Source organism: Chryseobacterium sp. SNU WT5 (genome assembly GCF_007362475.1).
In the GTDB taxonomy this organism is placed as follows: Bacteria; Bacteroidota; Bacteroidia; order Flavobacteriales; family Weeksellaceae; genus Kaistella.
In genome coordinates, this window is sequence record NZ_CP041687.1 from 2,827,711 (window position 1) to 2,848,942 (window position 21,232).

Below are 21,232 nucleotides of genomic sequence, written 5' to 3' on the forward strand. Positions count from 1 at the left end.
ACCCAAAATAATGAAACAGATCAAATATTTATTGAAAAGGGAATTCCGGCTGTTTTTCACCAATAGAACGATGCTTTCGGTTTTCTTTTTAGCACCGGTTTTTTACGCTTTGCTTATCGGTTTTACGTATAAGTCCGGAAAGGTAGAAGATATTCCAGTCATTGTTGTGAACCACGATAATACACCGTTATCCAATCAAGTGGTGGAAATGTTGCAGGACAGTAAAACTTTGAAAATTCTGAGTTATATTCACGAACCAGCCGATCTTAAAGATGAAACGATTAAAACAGAAGCGGCTGCAGTCATCATTATTCCAGAACGTTTTGAGGCGATGATGCTTCAGAAAAAATATCCGGAATTGAATGTGTATGTGAACACGTCTAATGTGTTAACAGCCAACTTTGCCACCAAAGCCATTCAGCAAACTTTAGGAACATTTTCTGCGGGGGCTGAAATCAAAGCTTTACAAAAACGGGGGATGAATTTTGAATTGGCAAAAACCCAGTTTGAACCTTTCAAAGCCAATTATATTACGCTGTTTAATACGACCAGTAATTACCTTGTTTTTATGTGGCCTGCGATGATGGCGGTGATTTTACAACAGGTCATTTTACTCGCAATGGCAGTTACTTTTTCCGAAGAGTTTAAAAGAGAATCTTTCATCAAAGATTTCGCCGGAAAAGAAAAATACGCCATTTTCGTGATGACCATTAAATGTCTCCCAATTTGGCTTTTTGCGAATTTCAATATCTTATTTTTCTATCTGTGCAGTTTGTATTTCAAGATTCCAGTGCCGGAAAACTTATGGAATTTCTTTTTATTGACTGCCGTTTTTGTCGTTGCAGCAGCAAATCTTGGAGTATTGGTGAGCATTCTGGTTCCCGATGCTTTGAAAGCTACGCAGATTTTAATGGTTATTGCGTCTCCGGCGTTCATCATCAGTGGATTTACTTGGCCAACCTCTGCGATGCCAGAATTTATAAAAAACTTTACAGCAATAATTCCATTGACACCGTATTTAGAAGCGTTGAAGATTATGGTTGTACAAAATGGAGCTGATTATCTGACTAAAAAACACTTGATTCATTTGTTTATTTTAGGATGGGTTTATTTCATTATGGGTTGGATTGCCTTGAAAATTAAAATCCATTTTCTATTTAAAAAGTACAATATCTCTGAAGATTATCAAGAAGAAATTTCTGAAGATGATAATCCTAATTTAATCATTTAGGAACATCAATTTTCAGAATTAAAGAATAACAGTTTTCATACTGTTTGTTTGTTGAGAGCGTCTGAACTTCGGTTCGGACGCTCTTTTTTTTGGCAGAGATTTCCGCCTTCTGTTCCCGCTCTTTTTATTGTTGTATTCGGCTCCGCTCCGATAACAATAAAAATGAGCTCCATTCAAACCGCCCAGTGTTTCGACGAATCAAATAGCAAAGCTAAACGGAGAGTCAAGTCGGGCTGCAAACCTCCCTTCTAAAAAAAGCTATTTTTTAATTACAAATATTGAAATTAACTCAAAATTGCGTTTTAAAGTTACCGAAAAAATTTTCATTATTTGCTAAGTGAAACGCCTTTGTCTCGATCTATTTATTGTTTGAGGAATCCGGCGAACCTGGCGGTTCGCGACCTTAATTTTTTTACTGATAGAAAGAAGTACTTTGCGATCCTTGCGTTTAAATAAATTCAGAATTGACGCTGAATTCAAAATATAAACGATTTTATAATCTTTTCTTTATTTTTGTGAAAACTACACCACGTGAAACTCCTTGACCAAATTTCAAAATATATAAAGCCAGACGATGTTACCGAAGATTTTCTTAGGAACGAAACGCAAACCAAAACTTTTGCAAAAGGTGAATTATTAAGCCATCAAAATACCTACAACCGAAATGTCTATTACATGGAAGAAGGTTTAGCGAGAACGTATTATTTTGAAAAAGGAAAGGATATTACCACCAATTTTTATTCAGAAGGAAAATCATTCGGCAGCATCGACACGATTTTCGCCAGTGTTCCTTCCATTTATAATATCGAAACTTTGGAGGAAAGTACCATAACTTTTTGTGATTACAAAAAGTTAGAAGAATTGTGTTCCGTATCTTTAACTTCTGCGAATTTCAGTCGGTTTATTTTGGGGAACTTAATGACACAGATGACCAAACGGATAAGTTCTCTACAACACATGACGGCGAAGGAGAAATACGCTCAGCTTTTGGAAGAAAATCCAAACATCATTCTGCGTGCTCCGTTGGGAATGATTGCCACTTTTTTGGGTATTTCTCAGGAAACGCTCAGCAGAATTCGAAGCGAAATTTAAAATGTTAATATCTGCGTAAATAATTCTATTTTTGTTATTTAATACTAAATTATGCAAGACGTATTTAATGCTCAGGAAGCGCAGCACTTTATTGACCGTATAAATAAGCTTACCCCATTCGCAATACCGGCTTGGGGGAAAATGACTGTAGACCAGATGCTGGCACATTGCAATGTGACCTACGAAATGGTATATGAACCGCAAAAGCATAAAGCGCCAGGTGGAATTGCAAAATTTATTTTGAAAAAATTTGTAAAGCCGAAGGTTGTTGGTGAAAAAGGTTATTCTAAAAATTCTCCGACCGCACCTCAGTTTTTAATAAAGGAAAGACAGGATTATATCTTGGAAAAAAAACGGCTTATTGGTTTTATTCAAAAAACGCAACAGTTAGGTCGAGAAGCATTTGACGGAAAAGAATCCTTCTCTTTTGGGAAACTGAAAGCCCAAGAATGGAATAATATGTTTGCAAAACACTTGAATCACCACCTGGAACAATTCGGCGTTTAAAGAATAAAATAGGAAAACACAAAACAAGATTTATGAAAAAACTTACCTTTATCTTTTTGCTCATAAGCAGTTTTGCTTTCTCGCAGATGCCCAATATTTCCAGTGTTTGGATGAACAATTCTCAACCTTATTTGGGAAGCATTAGTTCTGAGAAAATACCGATGAAGGTGAAAATTAATATCTCTGAACAAGATAAAAAAAATGATCAGGAATATTTTCTTTCCGGTTTTACTTTGGTAGGAAACACCAATACCAAATTCGAAGGAAAGTTGAAAATTACCAAATACAAAGCCGGAAAGAAAAGAAATACCGTTTTCGGCGAATATGAACTCGTCGAAGAAAATAAAGGAAAACATTCTGGGATATTGAAAGGGAAATTTGTCTATACTTTTATTTGGAATAAGAAAACAGAGAAAATTGAATAGCAGTTCATTCAATTTTTTGGAAACTGGAATAGTTATGATGGAGCTATGACCTACCAAACCAACTGGAGAAATTAATAATTTAAATATAAAATAATGGCAACAGTAAATCCTTATCTAATGTTTGATGGAAAATGCAAAGAAGCATTTGATTTTTATAAAGATGCTTTCGGAAAAGACTTTGCAGATATTAATTTTTTTGGTGATATGCCGCCACAGGAAGACATGCCGCCTTTATCGGAAGCGCAAAAAGGAATGGTCATGCATGTAAGATTAGAAATCTCGGCAGAAACCATATTGTTTGGAAGTGATATTTTCCCTGGAACACCTGGCTTTAAACATGGCGATAATTATGCAGTTTCGCTCAATGCAGATTCTCGCGAAGAAGCTACTAATTTATTTACCAAATTATCCGAGGGTGGAACGGTAACAATGCCTTTAGTTGATACCTTTTGGGGCGCTTATTTTGGGATGTGGAAAGATAAATTCGGTATCGATTGGATGGTGAATTATGACGATCCAGCGAAAGTTCAGGCAGATTAATTTTAGGAGCAACAATAATTTCGGTTTGTGTAAAAACCAGTCGTCTCGTTTTAGATACGAGGCGCACTTTGTTTGCTTAATTCTTTAGATTATCTGAAATTAATATTTAGAATAAAATTTAGTTTTTCTTTTTAAAAATGATCGCAATGAAATTTACTTTAGAACAAATCACCGAAACTCAAACAAAAAGTAGAAATATATTTCCGGTATTAATTCAGCAATTTAAAATATTGGGAGTTGATCAATTTATCACTTTTGTTTCCGATGGACATACCGATTATTTTGATGATGAAAAAGAAAAAATTACTTCAGAAGGTTCACAAGATCTTGTAATTTCTGATAATACCAATGCAGGAAAATTCATCGAGCGATTAAAATTACATCAAAATGGTGAAACTGATTATGCAAGTTTTTGTAATGACTGCGCAGAAAATGGGATTGACAATTGGATTGTAGATTTGCAAAAAATGACTTGCACGTATTATGACAAAAGCGGAAACGAAACACTAGTGGAAAAAGTACCTAATATTTCTCTTTAATACAAAATGAAAAACCCTTTCAGTCTTTTAAAGATTGAAAGGGTTTTTTAAATAAATTGGATAAATTTAGATATTTACATTCTCCAGAATAATTGCATAACCTTGTCCGACCCCAATACACATCGTAGCCAAGGCATATTTCTTTCCAGTCTTTTGAAGTTCTAAAGCAGCAGAGTAAGTGATTCTGGTTCCACTCATTCCAAGTGGATGACCGAGCGCAATTGCGCCACCATTTACGTTGACTCTCGCATCATTATTTGCGAGTCCGAGTTCTTTTAAACACGCAATACTTTGAGAAGCAAAAGCTTCATTCAGTTCGATAATGTCGATTTGATCCAAGGTTAAGTTTGCTCTTTTCAAAGCTAATTTAGTAGCTTCAACCGGACCGATTCCCATAATTCTAGGCTCAACTCCAACTACCGCAGAACTCAATATTTTAGCCATTGGCTTTAAATTGTAATTTTTCACCGCATCATCAGAAGCAACGATTACAGCAGCTGCACCGTCATTTAATCCAGAAGCATTTCCGGCAGTTACGGTTCCGTTTTCTTTAATGAAAGCGGCTCTTAATTTTCCTAAAATTTCTAAAGTGGAAGTAGGTTTGATGAACTCATCTTTATTGATTACTACCGCTTCACCTTTTCTTTGTGGGATTTTGATGTCAGATATTTCTTCTGCCAATCTCCCTGATTCCTGGGCTTTCGTGGCTTTCATTTGAGAATGTAAAGCAAACTCATCTTGTTCTTCCCGAGAGATTTTATACAGTTCAGCAAGATTTTCAGCGGTTTTTCCCATGGCATCGATTCCGTAGGTTTTTTCCATTTGAGGATTGATAAATCGCCACCCAAAACTTGAATCATACATTTTTTGATCGGTTGCAAATCCGCTTTCCGATTTCGAGATTACGTAAGGTCCACGTGACATTCCTTCAACTCCGCCGGAAATAAATAAATCTCCTTCACCTGAACGAATAGCTCGCATTGCCTGTACAATGGAACTCATTCCAGATGCACACAGTCTATTCACTGTTTCACCGGGAACATTAATAGGAATTCCGGCAAGAAGCAAAGCCATTCTCGCAATATTACGATTGTCTTCACCCGCTTGGTTTGCGCAACCAATGATCACATCATCAATTTTATCTAAAGGTAAATCTGGATTTTTTTCAATTAAGCTTTTAAGGACAGAAGCCATTAAATCATCCGTTCTCACTGCAGCCAAACTTCCTTTAAAATTTCCGATTGCGGAACGGGTTCCGTCGATAATATATGCGTTGTTCATTTTTAAGATTTTAATGAGCGTAAATTTAAGAAAATAAAAAAGACTCTTATAATAGTAAGTTTTTACTTGTTTGTTTCTCACAAAATAATCAAATCGTTAGTTGATAAGCAGAAATAAAACTTGATTATGTATTGAATATCCTATTGGAATTTAATTTTTAATGTATACCGTTTTCAATCATGTTGCAAATTTTAAACGCAATCCCGATAGCCACCGGCACGCAAAGATTTAATTACAAAAATGCTGTTTTACAGGCTTTTTTGAGTTTTGCAAAGGCATTTCATTAAGCAAAGTTCGCAGAGAAAATACAGTAATGATGATTTGAGAATATACCATTTAATTTTCTCTTAAAATTCGAGAATATGTTTTCTGGATGCGAAATTATTTTAAACTCATTTCCTTTCAAAAAATTGACTTTCTTTGATTGAAATTTAATTTTAAGAGTAATTTTTACCGGTTCGGCCGATTCTTTGCTGTGATGCTCCTTTTTTGCACAGGTTTAAATAGCAAAAGTTTCAATAAATTCTTCTTGGTAAATAATTGAATGTTTTATAAAATAAAATACAGACAACTTATTCATTACTCGCTAATTGCATGCGCTTTATGTATTCAATTAATCATTGCAATATTTATGTATAATGAATATTTTAATGGGAAAAAGTTAGATGTAATTGAGCATAAACTTCAGGAAACGCGGGTTCTGAAAAGCTTAATGGAGGATTCGCGGCAAGATCTTTTGAGTGCGCAAAATAATCTGCAAAAATATGTTTTTGATAATAAGAAGCAACATTTGGAGGCTTACTTCGAGTCTTTAAGGAATTTGAATAAAAATTTAGATAGTATCAGTGCTTACAAAAATATAAATCCTTCCCTAAAAAATTTCATCGACTCAAGAAAGGATGAATTGTCAAAACTTCCCGATCTCGAAAAAACGATCGGTTCTGTTTATAAGGAATTTAAAAAACCAGTAACAAAGAAAGTTCCTTTTAAAATAAAAGATTTCAAAGTCAAAAGTATTTCTAAAAAACAAGATACCAAAATTGAATATAGTTTAGACAGTGTTGAAAAAAAGAGTCTGGTTTCCAGATTGAAAGATGCTGTTAATAATGATGTAAAAGTTCAGCGTGAGGTACTGGTGATTTCGACTAAATCTGGTGATTCCGTCAATACCAAGAAAATCAACAAAGATATCGACAGTATCATCACAGGTGTAAATAATCATTATGCAAATGAAATAAAGAAATACGAATCTGGTCTTGATCAGTCACAGACCAAGAATAACAATTTGTATCGTATTTATGATGAGCTTATTGTTTACAGTAATAATTGGATGGGAATTTACAATATTGCCATAAGTGATTTCAGCAATGATCTAGAAAAACAATTCTATGAACAAAATTCTGTCAACAATAAAATACGAAAATATGCGGTCTTAGGCTTGATGTTATTGATGTTCTTAATTTTGATACTGATCGTTTACTACAACAGACAATCACAGCGATATGAGAAAGAACTCAAAATTGCCTACGAAGAAATTAATAAAAACCTTAATTTTAAGAATAAAATTTTGGGAATGTTAAGTCATGAAATACGTTCTCCTTTAAAAATTATCAATATTTTCATCGATAGAATTAGCAAAAAAACAAATGATGATACGATTGCAGATTATTTGAAATCGATAAAATTTACGAATAATTCATTATTAATTCAGGCCAACCAAATTCTGGAATACACCAAAAATCAGGAAAAACAAGTTGAATTAAAACCTATCGAATTTAACCTTCGAAATGAAATAGAAGCCATACTTCATGCATTTCAACCTTATATAGAATCGAAAAATAATATTTTTAAAGCGAAAAATGGCATTAATCCTGAAACAACTGTTCTCGCTGATAATATTAAAATTCATCAGGTTTTCATCAATATTTTAGGTAACGCCAATAAGTTTACAGAAAATGGTGAAATTAAAGTAAATATTGAAACTTCCTCTATTGATGAAAAACGACTGAGACTCAATGTCAAGGTTTCCGATACTGGAGCAGGTATTTCAAAATCGGATATTAAAAAAATATTTGAACCTTATTTTCAAGGTGTGATTTCTGATGAAATTGATAATCTGGGAGCAGGTTTAGGTTTAAATTTATGCAAAGAAATCATCGATCTTTTCCAGGGAAATATTTCTGCAGAAAGCACGTTGGGAAAAGGAACAACTGTATCTTTCGCCATTAATCTGAATATCGTAAAATGAACAAATCCGAAAATAAACCAATAAAAATTTTACTAGGAGATGATCACCATATCGTGCGACAAGGTATTCATTTTGTTATCGAAGATATCGTGGCAGATGCGGAAATCATTCATGCAGCCAGTTTGGAACAGATTCTTGATCAAATAAAATCTAATCCTGTAGAGTTCGCTTTTTTAGATGCGCAGTTTCCCGATGGTAATTCTCTTTCTATTGTGGCGGAAATTAAGCGGTTGCAACCTGAGATCAAAATTTTAATTTTCACCAGTTTCGAGGAAGAAAACTATTCTTTAAAGTTTATTAAAGAAGGTGCTGATGGCTTTCTGAGTAAGATGAGCGAAGAAGCTGAGATCCAAAATGCAATACGCGAAATAATTGAAAATGGAACATATTTGCCGCCTTTTACCCAAAAAATGCTGCAATTCTCCGATGAGCATATTGCACTCTTAAATCCTTTGAATCAACTGACAGAAAGAGAATTAGAAATTGCTATGATGTACGCCAAAGGTTACGGTAATCTGGAAATTGCAAATAGTTTAGCGCTTCGTCAAAATACGATCAGCACGTTTAAAAAAAGAATTTTTGATAAACTGAAAATAACCACATTAGTTGAGTTAATAGACTTAATTAGAATCCATCATGATATCTAAATCTTTGTTCCGTAGATAAATATCTACACGACCATCGACAAACATCGACTCCTATTTTCCTATAAAAAAATTCCTTTCCCTTTACTTTGTATTTGACTTTAACAACAACTATAAAGTTTAGGAAAATGAATAAAACTCGTGTACATAAAAAAGAATCTTTAGGTGTCAAAATAGAACGCGCCCTCTCAAAAATTAAAGCATTGACCAAAAAAGAATTTGGTGTTTTAATTTTAGTACAAATACTCATGTTTACTGCTATTTATGCCGTCAACAATTTTCATCCTTATTTTGAAGAACTTCATTTCGTAAGAATGCAAACCCTTTCGGGACGTATTTTAATTTTCTCTTTGTTGACGATCTTAGTATTTCAGATTTCGTTTCTACTTTACATTGCCTATTTATTTTTCAAATATAAAGCGATACCGTCCGTAACTGATGAAGAGCTTCCAAGCTGTACTATAATTGTACCTGCGTACAATGAAGGAAAACTGGTTTATGAAACACTCTTAAGTATTGCTGCCAGTGATTTCCCGATGCATAAAATGGAAGTTATTGCAGTAGACGATGGTAGTAAAGATGATACTTGGTATTGGATTAATAAAGCAAATGCAGATTTAGAAAATACGATAACTGTTTATAAACAACCTGTAAATAAGGGAAAAAGACATGCTTTACACATCGGATTTACCACAGGAACGGGTGACGTTTTCATCTCAATAGATAGCGATTCTGTAGTAGAAAAAAATACGATCACAAATTTAATTAGCCCTTTTGCGGTAAATAAAAACTGTGGTGCAGTAGCAGGAAACGTGAAGGTTTTAAACAAAAATCAAGGCATGATTCCAAGAATGCTCAACGTGAGTTTTGTATTTAGTTTTGAATTTATGCGTGCTGCCCAAAGTTCTTTAGGATTTGTATTATGTACGCCAGGCGCTTTATCTGCTTACCGCAGAGAAGCAGTTTTACACAGCTTGAAAGATTGGATTGATCAGAAGTTTTTAGGTCGTGCTGCGACGATAGGGGAAGATCGTGCGATGACTAATTTAATTTTGAAACAAGGTTATGATGTTCAATTTCAAAGAAATGCGAATGTTTTAACAAATACGCCAACGTCATTTAAGACATTACACAAAATGTTTACAAGATGGGGAAGAAGTAATGTGCGGGAAACCTTAATGATGAACCGTTTTGTTTTCAGTGATTTCAGAAAGAAGAACAAGACTGGTGCAAGGTTTATTTTTATTAATCAATGGGTAAATTTGATCGCCGCGTTCCCTTTGATGATACTGATGTTCTACTTTTTAATGACCCATCCACTTTTATATCTAAGTTCAGCATTGACGGCGACTTTTATTTTTGCCAGTATTCAGATGTTATTTTTCAGTAGAAAATATAATTTTGTAGATGCGCTTTGGGCCTATCCTTACAGTGTATTTTACTTATTTGGACTTTTTTGGATTTTTCCCTTTTCAATTGCTACCGTTAAAAATGGAGGTTGGTTGACAAGATAATTTTCAATTTAGAGATAAGAAATAAAGAGCTCCTTTTAATATAACATTATTAAAGGGAGCTTTTTTTGAATATTTTAAGACAGCTAGTAATAAAGAGAATTCCCGCCGCAACCAAAGCTGCTAAATAAATCTCGTGACTTACTTCTTTATTCGCCATTGCAATAGCAACTAAAGCCCAAACTGCAACGAAAGCGAAAATAGGAGCGTTCTTTTTCCAAGTCATAAAAAGGTGAATAATGGAAGCGATGATAATTAGAATGATAGTCCAGATTACTTCTGAAAGTCCAAATCTGCTCCATTCAATTTTTGTTAACCAAGCTGCTACAGCTGCGATTAACGCAACACTTACCCAACCAGCATAAATTTGAAAAGGGAAATTAATAAACCATTTTTGTGCTGGACTTGAATTATATTTTAGAGCTTCCGTCAAAATAATTAGAAGAGAAATAAGGGAGACTGACAAAACAATAACTGATATTCCGGTGTAACCATAAAGCCACGTCAAAATCCAGGCGCAATTTGCGATACATGAAATCACAAACCACCAGCCGATTTTTTCTACAAATGGGTCTGCCTGATTTTTCGAAGAGTTGAATAAACTTCTGCCCGTATAAAAAACGAACCCAATTAAAAGTAAATAGATAAACCCCCAAATGGAAAAGGCATATCCTGCCGGCGTAAATAAATTGTGATATTGATTGGAAACGTTTGCAATCGTCTTCCCATTAAAAATTCCGGTATTGCTTAAATAATTAAAGATGATCGTGAATATCAAAAAGAAGCCGTTAGCAATTTGTAATATTTTTTTCATATTGTAAAAGTTTTATAATAAGATTCACGTAGTAAATAGGAGACTAAATTAAGAAATTTCAAATGTAATTTGTTTTTATGTTTTAATTAAAGAATCAACTTTAACTACTGACGATTTTCCCACCATTTTTCATAAACCTTTTCGTCATCCTCCCAATTTACTTTTTCGCCAATTTTCGGAGTGATCATTCGCAGGTTTTCTTTTTCATTAAACGCTGAAATCATTTCTAAAGGTTCTTTCCAATGATGTAATGCGAGAGCAAATTTTGAATTGTGAACAGGAATTATTCTTTTAGCTTTTAAGTTTTTAGCGGCTACTAAAAATTCGTCTGGCAGCATGTGAATGTAGCGCCAATCTTTATTGTATTGACCGTTTTCTAATATTGCTAAATCGAAACCGCCATATTGATTTCCGATCTTTTCAAAATGATCATCAAATCCAGAATCGCCACCAATATAAATTTTTCTTTGTGGAGTTTCAAAAACAAAACTCGCCCAAATTGCCTGATCTCTTTTAAGACCCCGTCCGGAAAAATGTCGCGCTGTTTCCGCATAAACTTTGAAACCGTTTCCTAAATCAAAATTTTCGCCCCAATCCAATTCAATGATTTTTGCGGGATCGTAGTTCCAATATTCTAAATGTTCGCCAGTTCCTAAACCAGTAATAACTTGCTTTACTTTTGGATTGAGTTTTTTTACCGTTTCATAATCCAGATGATCCCAATGATCGTGAGTGATGATTAGATAATCCAGCTCAGGAATGTCTTCTGTAGTATATAAATCTGATCCTTTAAAAGCTTTCGTGGTGAAAGTTACAGGTGAAGCATTTCCACTGAAAACGGGATCTACAAGAATTTTTTCACCATCAATCTGAAGAAAATAGGAGGAATGTCCCATCCAAACATAAATATTTTCACTTGGATCTAAATTCAATAAATCTGTCTTGGTAAAATTGAATTTCTGCTTTGGTATTAAATTTTTATTTTTAGTAAAAAGAAAATGGAATAATACTTTGGGCATTGATGTTTCTTCTGCAATTGGCGGTGTGAAATTAATATTATCAAATTTATCTTTCTTATAATGCGGTGATTTTAAAATCCGTTCCAAACGTTTTCCGGACGGAGCTTTTCCAAATGTTGGATGTTGCAAGAATAAGAATGTTGCTGCTATAATTAATAATATGAGAACTAAAACAAAAATCATGGAAGGAGTTTTTAAGGTCATAAAAATCGAAAAAAAGTAGACGTAAAATTAAAGTAATTATTTATCATGTTCCTGTTTCTATCAAAGAATTTCCATAGTTTTAAGTAGTGAAGTTAGTTGGTTTTAATACAGACTTAAACTATGAATTTAGTTTGTAAAAAAGTAGCCGTAAAAATATAAAACACGCTCGAAAGCGTGTTTTAATGAATAAATCATATTCTTCTAGAGTCTAGACTTCTCTTCTTCCAATTTTCTTTTTTCAACTTTTTTGTAAGTATACGCGCTCATCATGATGCTAAATTCATACAAAAGAAGAAGAGGAATAGCAGCCATCATCATACTTAAAACGTCTGCAGGAGTTATAATTGCAGCAACAACCATTATCAGAACAATCGCATGACGGCGATATTTACGCATGAATGCAGGAGTTAAGATTCCAATTGATGTTGTAAAATACACGACGATAGGAAATAAGAACACGAGCCCCATTCCCAAAACGATCTGCATAAATAAGGTGGTGTAATCACTCAAGTCAAAAAGTTGAGTAATCGAGTCAGAGACTTTGAAAAGTAAACCGAAATTAATCGCAAAAGGCAGAATCAGAAAGTAACCGCACATTATTCCGATTGCAAATAATATCCAAACGAAATTAATGAGAAAAACAGAGTTCTTACGCTCTTTGGGATGTAAAGCGGGAGAAATGAATCGCCATAATTCCCATACTAAATAAGGAAATGCTGCTACAATACCACCGAAGATCGAAACCGCCATCATCACATTAAACTGCTCAAAAAGCTTTTTCTGCTGAACCGCAAAATGACCAGGAAGGGTAATACTGTCGTGTCCTAACAGTTCCCGTGAAAAATGGTTGACTACCCTAAAAGTATAAAAATCATTTCGGGTTGGGCCGAAGAAAATATGATCCATGATCCAATTTACATTAAACCCAACTATAATTGCACATATGACAATTGCGATCAATGAGCGAACCATGTGTGCCCTTAATTCACCGATGTGTCCCCAAAAAGACATTTCTTTACCTTCGCTCACGAAATTTTAATTTTATAAAATTGTTATTTTAATGTACCAGATTTTTCCAAGGCGAAATTAAATAATTATCCGTGAAAAATGGTGTAATTCGTTCTAAATTTGCTATTTAAAAATATAAGACTGTATATTAAATACCACAAACAATCATTTGTTAATTAATTCCTTCATCAAGTAAACGGTGAATGTCGATAATACCAAAATACTGACCATTTTCTGTCACAATTAATTGGCCAATATTCCTGGCTTTTAAGAGCTGCATTGCTTCCTTTGCCAGTGAATTTTTGTCAACACTCTTGGGATTTTTACTCATAATATCTTTCGCCGTAAACTTAGATAGATCTTGCTCACTCATTAACATCCTACGCAAATCACCGTCTGTAATTACTCCGGTAATCTTATCTTGATCGGTCACTACCGTAATCCCATGTTTTGAACTGCTTACAGAAATAATAATATCACGCAAACTAGCATTTTCTGACACTTGTGGTTTTTGAGCAGATAAGAACTGTTCTACTTTTGCTGTGAGATTTTTACCTAAACTTCCGCCGGGATGAAATTTTGCAAAATCGGTTTCCTTAAATCCATTGAGTTCCATTAAGCATACTGCCAAAGCGTCTCCTAAAGCCATTTGTACTGTTGTTGAACTTGTGGGAGCCAATTTGATCGGACAGGCTTCCTTTTCTACAAAAGTACTAAGTACTACATCTGAAAATTCCGCAAGTTTACTTTTTGAATTTCCCGTCATGGCAATAAGTGAAGAAGAATATTCCTTTAAATAAGGTAGAAGGGCAACGATTTCGGGTGAGTTTCCGGAATTTGAGATACAAAGAACGATATCTGTTTTTTGAATGACTCCCAAATCTCCGTGAATTGCTTCCGAAGCGTGAAGAAACTGAGCAGGAGTTCCGGTAGAATTAAGGGTTGCGACCATCTTATTTCCAACATGCGCAGATTTTCCAATCCCAACAATGATTAATTTACCTTTTGCAGAATTAATCAGTTCCAAAGCTTTCAGGAAATCTGAATCTAAACGAGATCGTAGTTTTTCCAGTTCGTCAATTTCGATTGATAGCGCATTTTTAGCAATTTGTAGAATTTGCGTTTTGTTCATTATATTTTTCTCTAAATTTGAAGCTGATGTTACTTTAAAAGGTTATTTTTACCAATGCATGTTTCAATTTCGGATTACATAATGCTATTCTTAACATCGTTTTCACCTATCCGAAACCTATAAATTAAACTTGGATCATTTTAAATCTAATTTTAATTTTTTAACTTTGAGTAATATGCAAATTTAGCAAACAAATTTAGATCGAATGTGATAATCTGAATTTTCGGCAGTATAAACTGATCATCAGCTACTGCTTCATTAAAATTACGCGATAAAATGAATACCATGCCCACCGATTTATCTAAAGAGCTTAAGAAATATTTCGGTTTTTCAAAATTTAAAGGTCATCAGGAGGAGATCATAAAAACTCTTTTTCAAGGCAATGACGTTTTTGTGCTTATGCCCACTGGTGGTGGGAAATCGCTTTGCTATCAACTTCCTGCCTTAATATCGACTGGAACTGCAATCGTAGTTTCTCCCTTAATTGCGCTGATGAAGAATCAGGTCGACGCAATAAATGGGCTTTCTTCTGTGGAAGGGATTGCACACGTTCTGAATTCTTCGCTCAATAAAACGCAGACTAAACAGGTCTTTGATGATATTAAATCAGGAGTTACTAAATTATTGTACGTTGCACCGGAATCTTTAATAAAAGAAGAATATCTGGAGTTTTTGAAAGGAGTAGAGATTTCCTTTGTTGCAATTGATGAAGCACACTGTATCTCCGAGTGGGGACATGATTTCCGTCCGGAATATAGAAATCTTAAAACGATTATTGATAAAATTGCAGATGTTCCCATGATTGCGTTAACAGCAACAGCTACCCCCAAAGTACAGGATGATATCCAGAAAACGCTTGGGATGAGTAATGCGGTTGTATTCAAGGAAAGTTTTAACCGTCCTAATTTGTTTTATGAAGTACGGCCGAAAGTTAATATTGACCGTGAGATTGTTAAGTTTATTAATGCCCGAAAAGGTAAATCAGGCATCGTTTATTGTTTAAGTCGAAGAAAAGTAGAAGAGTTTGCGCAGGTTCTTCAGGTGAACGGAATTAACGCGTTGCCTTATCACGCAGGTTTGGATCAGAAAACGAGAGTGATGAATCAGGATAAATTCTTGATGGAAGATGCAGATGTAATTGTTGCTACCATTGCTTTTGGGATGGGAATCGATAAGCCCGATGTCCGGTTTGTGATCCACTATGATATTCCAAAATCACTAGAAAGTTATTACCAGGAAACTGGTCGAGCTGGTCGAGATGGGGGCGAGGGCTATTGCCTTGCATTCTATGACCCAAAAGATATTGAAAAATTAGAGAAATTCTTAGCTCAAAAGCCTGTTTCCGAAAGGGAGATTGGTTTACAACTTCTCAATGAAGTGGTCGGTTATGCTGAAACTTCCATGAGTAGAAGACAATATATTTTGTATTATTTTGGGGAGCAATTTGATCCAGTAAAAGGTCAAGGTGCGATGATGTGCGATAACTCAACAAACCCTCCGGTGCTGAAAGATGCCTCAAAAGAATTGGCTATTTTGTTAAAATTGGTGAGAGATTTAGAAGAGAAATTCAAAACCAAAGATTTGATTTCCGTTATCGTCGGAAAAGAGAATCCAGTTACAAAGTCTTATAAACTTGACGCGACAGAACATTTCGGTATTGGAAAAGCGCAACCGGAAAATTTTTGGAAATCTGTTATTCGACAAGCGACCGTTCAAAATTATCTTCAAAAAGATATTGAAACCTACGGCGTTTTAAAATTAACCGAAAAAGGAAATAAAGCAATAATTGAAAAGAAAAGTCAGTTCTTCATTGCGGAAGACCGCGAATATAATTTAGAGCAAACCAAAGCAGATTCCGATAAAGTACAGACGCAAACAGGCGAAGGTTTGGATCAAGTCCTGTTTGCTCAGTTAAAAGATCTGCGTAAAAAGATCGCCAAAAAACATGAAAAACCACCGTATACTATTTTCATGGATCCGAGTCTGGAAGATATGACGGTTCAATATCCGGTGACCGTAGAGGAAATCGGTAACATTTATGGAGTAGGAGATGGTAAAGCAAAAAAATATGGAAAAGACTTTGCTGATTTTATTAAGAAGTACGTCGAAGAAAATAATATAGAGCGAACGCAGGATATGGTGATGAAAACTGTCGCCAATAAATCAAGTCACAAAGTTTTCATCATTCAGAGTACTGATAAAAAAATTGATCTGGAAGATATCGCAAGAGCGAAGAATCTGTCCATGGGTGATCTTTTGAAAGAGATGGAACGTATTGTTTATCAAGGAACAAAAATCAATATTAACTACTATATTGATGAGAATTTCGATGAAGATATTGTTGAGGATTTTATGACTTTTATGGGAGAAAGCGAAAGTGACAGTATGAAAATTCTTTTGGCTGAATTTGGCGATGATTTAAGCGATGAAGAAGTGAGAATGTTGCGGATTAAATTTATTTCTGATGTTGCAAATTAAATAGTAAGTCGTGGAAAATTCAATGATAGAAATAAAAAATGATTTGATCGAATGGATCGAAAGTACTTATGATTTAGAGATCCTGCAGAAGTTCCTTGATTTAAAAAATAATGAAGGGGTCTCAACTTTAATTTCGGAGATCAATGCTGACAAAGTGGTGGAAGATGATTTTGATCAACAGTTTGCGGCAGGCATGACGCCCGATGAACTAATGGAAAATATTGCAGCTCATATTGAATCTATATCGTCGGAAGATCCTTCTTCAGTAGTTTCTGATATCCAATCTGAATATGTTTTGAAAGATGACTTTGATGAAAGGTTTTCAAAGGGAATCAGTTCAGAAGAATCTCGAAAAAGAACACATTCTTTTATAGAAAGTTTACCTTGGAAGAAATAATTATTTTTTCGGATGAATTTCACGAGTCTATTGAAGAGTTAATTCAGATTTTATTTGAAGAAAATTATTTTGGATTTAAAATCGACTGCGATCATTATGCAGATAAAATTTATGAATTCATAGAAAATAGTATCAATTTTCCAATTTCGAAAAATTCTCCGGTAAAATTTCAGAAACATGGTAAGAAATATTTAAAATATACCGCAAACAAAAGTACCACTTGGTACATTTTCTTCGATCAAAAAGGTAATCAATTTATCGTCAACCATATTCTAAATAACCATTCACAAGACTTTCCGGAATTGTTGTAAATTCGCATTTAACCGTGTCAAGATTTAGAACTTTGACAAGGTTCTGAAATACAAAGCATGCAGAAAATCTCCATCCTATTTATTCTTCCTGATTTAGAAACCGGCGGTGCCGAAAGAATTGTCACCACGATTGCGAATCATTTGCCACGCGAAAAGTTTGAACCCAAAATTCTCCTCTTAAGAAAAGAAGGCGGTTATCTGGAGTTTCTAAAAAAAGATGTTGAGATCATTGATATTAAAACACCAAGAATTCGTCATTCTTTAAAACCGATTTTAAACGAGATTCGGAAAAGAAAACCCGCTATTGTTTTCAGTGGTTTCGGTGAAATCAACGCATATCTTGCTTTATTTATTAAATTTTTTCCCAAAACAAAATTCATAGCAAGAGAAACCAATGTTGTTTCTCAACATGTTACCAGAAAAGAAATTAAATTTTTCTATAATTTCTATAATAATTATAACAAGATCATTTGTCAGAGCGATGACATGCAAAACGATCTGATTGAGAATTTTAAAATTAAAAAAGAGAAATTGATCAAGATCAATAATCCGGTCGATTTTGAATTTATTAATGAGAAACTCACAATTTCAGAAAAGCCGGAATCGTTTAAAAATGATTTTAAAAATGTTGTTGCGATCGGAAATCTATCTTCCAGAAAAGGTTTTGATAATTTACTGAAAGTTTTTAGCCATTTAAAGAATGAAAAAATTCAGCTTCACATTTTAGGAGATGGACGGGACAAAGAATTGCTTCATCAAATGAAAAATGATTTGGGTTTGGAAAATGTCAACTTTCACGGACAGCAAAAAAATCCGTATCAGTTTTTAAAGTTTGCCGATCTATTTATTCTCTCTTCCCGATACGAAGGTTTTCCGAACGTTTTGTTAGAAGCTGGAGCTTGCGGAACTTATTCTTTAGCCAATAATTGTGCAGGTGGAATTACGGAAATTATTCAGCCCAAAATTAATGGTGAGATTTCTAAAATTGAAAATCATCAGGAATTTGCTGATAAAATAATTTCTGTGGTTAATAAATCTCATGATAAAGTCGCTATCAAAAATTCCATTTCTTCTCGGTTTTCTAAAAACTTTATTTTAAAACAATATGAAGATATTTTCTTAAGCTTATGATTTTAATCATAGCTTTGTTTTTCTTTTTTGTAAACTTTTTGAAATTTATAAATAATTATTTAATTGATAGTCAATATTTTAAGTTAAAATATTTGTAAACAATTTTTTATTAAAAGATACTTGTGTATATTTATTTCGTCAAAACAAATAATTATGGAAGCAACGATCTTAGCAAAAAATACAAATACTTATACATACGATGAGGCGTATCAAGCTTCTCTACAATATTTCGAAGGCGATGATTTAGCCGCCAAAGTTTGGGTGAGTAAATATGCCTTAAAAGATTCAGACGGCAATATTTATGAGCAAAATCCTGATGATATGCACCGAAGAATCGCTTCGGAAATTGGCAGGGTTGAAGCGAAATATCCCAATGCGCTTTCTGAAGAAAAAGTCTTCGATCTCATCAAAAAATTCAAATATATTATTCCGCAAGGAAGTCCGATGACCGGAATTGGGAATGGTTTTCAGATTGCTTCTCTTTCCAATTGTTTTGTAATAGGCAGTGGAACGCAGAGTGATTCCTACGGAAGCATTATGAAAATTGATGAAGAGCAGGTTCAGTTGATGAAACGCCGTGGTGGAGTAGGTCACGATCTTTCCAATGTTCGGCCGAAAGGTTCTGCAGTTAAAAATTCTGCTTTAACTTCCACGGGTTTGGTTCCTTTTATGGAACGATATTCCAACTCGACGCGTGAAGTGGCGCAAGATGGTAGAAGAGGAGCGTTGATGCTTTCTGTGTCTGTAAATCATCCGGATTCTGAAGATTTTGTGGATGCAAAATTGGAGCAAGGAAAAATTACAGGAGCCAATATTTCCGTGAGAATTGATGACGAGTTTATGAATGCCGTTGTCAATAAGGAAAATTATATTCAGAAATATCCTATTCATAGTTCAAATCCGAAGTTTCAAAAGGAAATAAAAGCGACTGATCTTTGGGATAAAATTATTCATAACGCCTGGAAATCTGCGGAACCGGGAATTCTTTTCTGGGATACCATTATTAATGAATCTTTACCAGATTGTTATGCAGATCTTGGTTACGAAACAGTTTCTACAAATCCGTGTGGCGAAATTCCTTTGTGTCCGTATGATTCTTGCCGATTGTTGGCGGTGAATCTTTTCTCGTACGTTGAAAATCCGTTTACGAAAAAAGCGAAATTTAATTTTGAATTATTCAAAGAGCACGTTGGTTATGCCCAAAGAATGATGGATGATATCATAGATTTGGAAATTGAAAAAATTGATGCGATTCTAGCGAAGATTGAATCCGATCCGGAAGGTGAAGAAATAAAAGCAACAGAGAAAAATCTTTGGACAAAAATCCGTCACAAAACAATTGAAGGGCGAAGAACCGGCGTTGGAATTACGGCGGAAGGCGATATGTTGGCTGCTTTAGGAATTCAATATGGAAGTAAGGAAGGAAATGAATTCTCAACATTGGTTCATAAAACTTTGGCTTTGGCGGCTTATCGTTCATCCGTAGAAATGGCGAAAGAAAGAGGAGCGTTCGCAATTTATGATGCGAAAAGAGAAGAGAATAACCCGTTCATTTTAAGAATGAAAGAAGCCGATCCGGAATTGTACGAATATCTGAAAAAACACGGACGTAGAAATATTGCGTTGTTGACAATTGCGCCAACTGGAAGTACGTCTTTAATGTCTCAAACTTCGTCTGGAATTGAACCAGTGTTTATGCCGGTTTATAAAAGACGCAGAAAAGTAAATCCAAATGATCAGGATAGTCGCGTGGATTTTGTGGATGAAGTTGGTGATTCCTGGGAAGAATATTTGGTTTTTCATCACCGTTTTAAAGAATGGATGGAAGTCAATGGAATCGATACCGACAAAAATTATTCTCAAGAGGAATTGAATAAAATTATTGAGCAATCGCCGTATTACAAAGCGACTTCCAATGATGTGGATTGGTTGAGCAAGGTCGAAATGCAGGGTTCGATTCAGAAATGGGTAGATCATTCAATTTCGGTCACGATCAATGTTCCGAATGATGCGACGGAAGAATTGGTGAATCAACTCTACGTCAAAGCGTGGGAAGTGGGTTGCAAAGGCGTGACGGTTTATCGCGACGGTTCACGTTCCGGAGTTTTAATTTCTGCAGACGAAAAGAAAGACGAAAAAGCAGAAATGATCACTTCAGTTTTCCCAACGAAAAGACCGCACATTTTAGAAGCCGATGTTGTTCGTTTTCAAAATAATAAGGAAAAATGGATCGCTTTCGTTGGTTTAATTGAAGGTAAACCTTACGAAATTTTCACTGGTTTGGCAGATGATGAAGAAGGGATTTCAATTCCACGTTGGGTGAATGATGGCGTGATTATTAAAAACCAGGACGAGAATGGAAAATCCCGTTATGATTTCCAGTTTAAAAATCAGCGTGGGTACAAAACGACGATTGAAGGGCTTTCTCACAAGTTTAAACCAGAATTCTGGAATTATGCAAAATTGATTTCCGGAACTTTAAGACACGGAATGCCGATTGAAAATGCGGTGGAATTAATTAACCGTTTAGAACTCGATTCTGAATCCATCAACAACTGGAAAGCCGGAGTTGCCCGTGCTTTAAAACGCTACATCGCCGATGGAACCAACGCCGGTGGAAAATGTTCGAGTTGTGGTTCTGACCAGGTGGTTTATCAGGAAGGTTGCCTGACTTGCAAGAATTGCGGGAATAGTAAGTGTGGGTAATGTCATTGCGAGAA

19 protein-coding genes are annotated in these 21,232 nt (G+C 34.8%); 14 read left to right on the forward strand and 5 right to left on the reverse strand.

The features are described from left to right. Positions 1-10: 10 nt before the first annotated feature. From FNJ88_RS13325 to FNJ88_RS13350, 6 genes are all read left to right on the forward strand, one after another. A complete protein-coding gene (locus FNJ88_RS13325; RefSeq protein WP_143853720.1) occupies positions 11-1,231 on the forward strand; it encodes an ABC transporter permease in 1,221 nt (406 codons plus the stop codon). A gap of 531 nt (positions 1,232-1,762) precedes the next feature. Next, positions 1,763-2,323, forward strand: coding sequence for a Crp/Fnr family transcriptional regulator (locus tag FNJ88_RS13330; RefSeq protein WP_143853721.1), 561 nt, complete (start codon positions 1,763-1,765; stop codon positions 2,321-2,323). A gap of 51 nt (positions 2,324-2,374) precedes the next feature. Continuing rightward, complete coding sequence (locus FNJ88_RS13335) at positions 2,375-2,830, forward strand: DinB family protein (protein ID WP_143853722.1); 456 nt, start codon at positions 2,375-2,377, stop codon at positions 2,828-2,830. Between the two features lie 32 nt (positions 2,831-2,862). Next, positions 2,863-3,255, forward strand: a complete 393-nt coding sequence (locus FNJ88_RS13340; RefSeq protein WP_228414534.1) for a hypothetical protein — start codon at positions 2,863-2,865, stop codon at positions 3,253-3,255. Positions 3,256-3,348: 93 nt separating this feature from the next. Continuing rightward, positions 3,349-3,795 carry a VOC family protein gene (locus FNJ88_RS13345; RefSeq protein WP_143853723.1) on the forward strand — a complete coding sequence of 149 codons (447 nt, stop codon included), beginning with the start codon at positions 3,349-3,351 and terminating at the stop codon, positions 3,793-3,795. A 146-nt stretch (positions 3,796-3,941) separates the two neighbouring features. Further along, on the forward strand, positions 3,942-4,334 hold the full coding sequence (locus tag FNJ88_RS13350) for a DUF1398 domain-containing protein (RefSeq protein WP_143853724.1): 393 nt from the start codon (positions 3,942-3,944) through the stop codon (positions 4,332-4,334). Between the two features lie 66 nt (positions 4,335-4,400). Here FNJ88_RS13350 and FNJ88_RS13355 read toward each other — a convergent pair whose 3' ends face one another. Beyond that, on the reverse strand, positions 4,401-5,615 hold the full coding sequence (locus FNJ88_RS13355; RefSeq protein ID WP_143853725.1) for a 3-oxoadipyl-CoA thiolase: 1,215 nt from the start codon (positions 5,613-5,615) through the stop codon (positions 4,401-4,403). A 544-nt stretch (positions 5,616-6,159) separates the two neighbouring features. Here FNJ88_RS13355 and FNJ88_RS13360 point away from each other — a divergent pair. The 3 genes from FNJ88_RS13360 to FNJ88_RS13370 all read left to right on the forward strand — a co-directional run bounded on the left by FNJ88_RS13360 (position 6,160) and on the right by FNJ88_RS13370 (position 10,021). Beyond that, positions 6,160-7,863 (forward strand): sensor histidine kinase, encoded by a 1,704-nt coding sequence (locus FNJ88_RS13360; RefSeq protein WP_143853726.1) that lies wholly within the window; start codon positions 6,160-6,162, stop codon positions 7,861-7,863. Further along, complete coding sequence (locus FNJ88_RS13365) at positions 7,860-8,510, forward strand: response regulator transcription factor (protein WP_143853727.1); 651 nt, start codon at positions 7,860-7,862, stop codon at positions 8,508-8,510. Before FNJ88_RS13360 ends, FNJ88_RS13365 begins: the two co-directional genes overlap by 4 nt. Before the next feature lie 125 nt (positions 8,511-8,635). Beyond that, positions 8,636-10,021, forward strand: a complete 1,386-nt coding sequence (locus FNJ88_RS13370) for a glycosyltransferase (RefSeq protein WP_143853728.1) — start codon at positions 8,636-8,638, stop codon at positions 10,019-10,021. A gap of 49 nt (positions 10,022-10,070) precedes the next feature. On the opposite strand, the gene FNJ88_RS13375 is transcribed toward FNJ88_RS13370, so the two are convergent. The 4 genes from FNJ88_RS13375 to FNJ88_RS13390 all read right to left on the reverse strand — a co-directional run bounded on the left by FNJ88_RS13375 (position 10,071) and on the right by FNJ88_RS13390 (position 14,195). After that, complete coding sequence (locus FNJ88_RS13375) at positions 10,071-10,832, reverse strand: tryptophan-rich sensory protein (protein ID WP_143853729.1); 762 nt, start codon at positions 10,830-10,832, stop codon at positions 10,071-10,073. A gap of 104 nt (positions 10,833-10,936) precedes the next feature. Further along, on the reverse strand, positions 10,937-12,034 hold the full coding sequence (locus FNJ88_RS13380) for an MBL fold metallo-hydrolase (RefSeq protein WP_143853730.1): 1,098 nt from the start codon (positions 12,032-12,034) through the stop codon (positions 10,937-10,939). Positions 12,035-12,256: 222 nt separating this feature from the next. Continuing rightward, a complete protein-coding gene (tatC, locus tag FNJ88_RS13385; RefSeq protein WP_143853731.1) occupies positions 12,257-13,084 on the reverse strand; it encodes a twin-arginine translocase subunit TatC in 828 nt (275 codons plus the stop codon). Between the two features lie 151 nt (positions 13,085-13,235). Beyond that, positions 13,236-14,195, reverse strand: a complete 960-nt coding sequence (locus FNJ88_RS13390) for an SIS domain-containing protein (RefSeq protein WP_143853732.1) — start codon at positions 14,193-14,195, stop codon at positions 13,236-13,238. A 276-nt stretch (positions 14,196-14,471) separates the two neighbouring features. Here FNJ88_RS13390 and recQ point away from each other — a divergent pair, with 276 nt between their 5' ends. The 5 genes from recQ (at position 14,472) to FNJ88_RS13415 (ending at position 21,218) form a co-directional block, all read left to right on the forward strand. Then, on the forward strand, positions 14,472-16,673 hold the full coding sequence (gene recQ, locus FNJ88_RS13395; protein ID WP_143853733.1) for a DNA helicase RecQ: 2,202 nt from the start codon (positions 14,472-14,474) through the stop codon (positions 16,671-16,673). 22 nt (positions 16,674-16,695) lie between these two features. Next, entirely contained in the window at positions 16,696-17,070 is a 375-nt protein-coding gene (locus tag FNJ88_RS13400) for a hypothetical protein (protein WP_143853734.1), read from the forward strand. Then, positions 17,058-17,381 (forward strand): hypothetical protein, encoded by a 324-nt coding sequence (locus tag FNJ88_RS13405; RefSeq protein ID WP_143853735.1) that lies wholly within the window; start codon positions 17,058-17,060, stop codon positions 17,379-17,381. The genes FNJ88_RS13400 and FNJ88_RS13405 overlap by 13 nt, the downstream gene beginning before the upstream one ends. A gap of 57 nt (positions 17,382-17,438) precedes the next feature. Next, positions 17,439-18,512, forward strand: coding sequence for a glycosyltransferase (locus tag FNJ88_RS13410; RefSeq protein WP_143853736.1), 1,074 nt, complete (start codon positions 17,439-17,441; stop codon positions 18,510-18,512). A 153-nt stretch (positions 18,513-18,665) separates the two neighbouring features. Further along, the gene (locus FNJ88_RS13415) at positions 18,666-21,218 is read left to right on the forward strand and encodes an adenosylcobalamin-dependent ribonucleoside-diphosphate reductase (RefSeq protein ID WP_143853737.1); all 2,553 of its coding nucleotides are present in this window, start codon (positions 18,666-18,668) and stop codon (positions 21,216-21,218) included. Positions 21,219-21,232 lie beyond the last annotated feature (14 nt).

Excerpts from the sequence above, each read along its gene's own strand:
- FNJ88_RS13375 (WP_143853729.1), bottom strand. The coding sequence starts at position 10,832 with ATGAAAAAAATATTACAAATTGCTAACGGCTTCTTTTTGATATTCACG.
- FNJ88_RS13365 (WP_143853727.1), top strand. The coding sequence starts at position 7,860 with ATGAACAAATCCGAAAATAAACCAATAAAAATTTTACTAGGAGATGAT.
- FNJ88_RS13380 (WP_143853730.1), bottom strand. The coding sequence starts at position 12,034 with ATGATTTTTGTTTTAGTTCTCATATTATTAATTATAGCAGCAACATTC.
- recQ (WP_143853733.1), top strand. The coding sequence starts at position 14,472 with ATGAATACCATGCCCACCGATTTATCTAAAGAGCTTAAGAAATATTTC.
- FNJ88_RS13400 (WP_143853734.1), top strand. The coding sequence starts at position 16,696 with ATGATAGAAATAAAAAATGATTTGATCGAATGGATCGAAAGTACTTAT.
- FNJ88_RS13415 (WP_143853737.1), top strand. The coding sequence starts at position 18,666 with ATGGAAGCAACGATCTTAGCAAAAAATACAAATACTTATACATACGAT.
- FNJ88_RS13345 (WP_143853723.1), top strand. The coding sequence starts at position 3,349 with ATGGCAACAGTAAATCCTTATCTAATGTTTGATGGAAAATGCAAAGAA.
- FNJ88_RS13355 (WP_143853725.1), bottom strand. The coding sequence starts at position 5,615 with ATGAACAACGCATATATTATCGACGGAACCCGTTCCGCAATCGGAAAT.
- FNJ88_RS13335 (WP_143853722.1), top strand. The coding sequence starts at position 2,375 with ATGCAAGACGTATTTAATGCTCAGGAAGCGCAGCACTTTATTGACCGT.
- FNJ88_RS13370 (WP_143853728.1), top strand. The coding sequence starts at position 8,636 with ATGAATAAAACTCGTGTACATAAAAAAGAATCTTTAGGTGTCAAAATA.
- FNJ88_RS13390 (WP_143853732.1), bottom strand. The coding sequence starts at position 14,195 with ATGAACAAAACGCAAATTCTACAAATTGCTAAAAATGCGCTATCAATC.
- FNJ88_RS13340 (WP_228414534.1), top strand. The coding sequence starts at position 2,863 with ATGAAAAAACTTACCTTTATCTTTTTGCTCATAAGCAGTTTTGCTTTC.
- FNJ88_RS13325 (WP_143853720.1), top strand. The coding sequence starts at position 11 with ATGAAACAGATCAAATATTTATTGAAAAGGGAATTCCGGCTGTTTTTC.
- FNJ88_RS13360 (WP_143853726.1), top strand. The coding sequence starts at position 6,160 with ATGTTTTATAAAATAAAATACAGACAACTTATTCATTACTCGCTAATT.
- FNJ88_RS13410 (WP_143853736.1), top strand. The coding sequence starts at position 17,439 with ATGCAGAAAATCTCCATCCTATTTATTCTTCCTGATTTAGAAACCGGC.
- FNJ88_RS13350 (WP_143853724.1), top strand. The coding sequence starts at position 3,942 with ATGAAATTTACTTTAGAACAAATCACCGAAACTCAAACAAAAAGTAGA.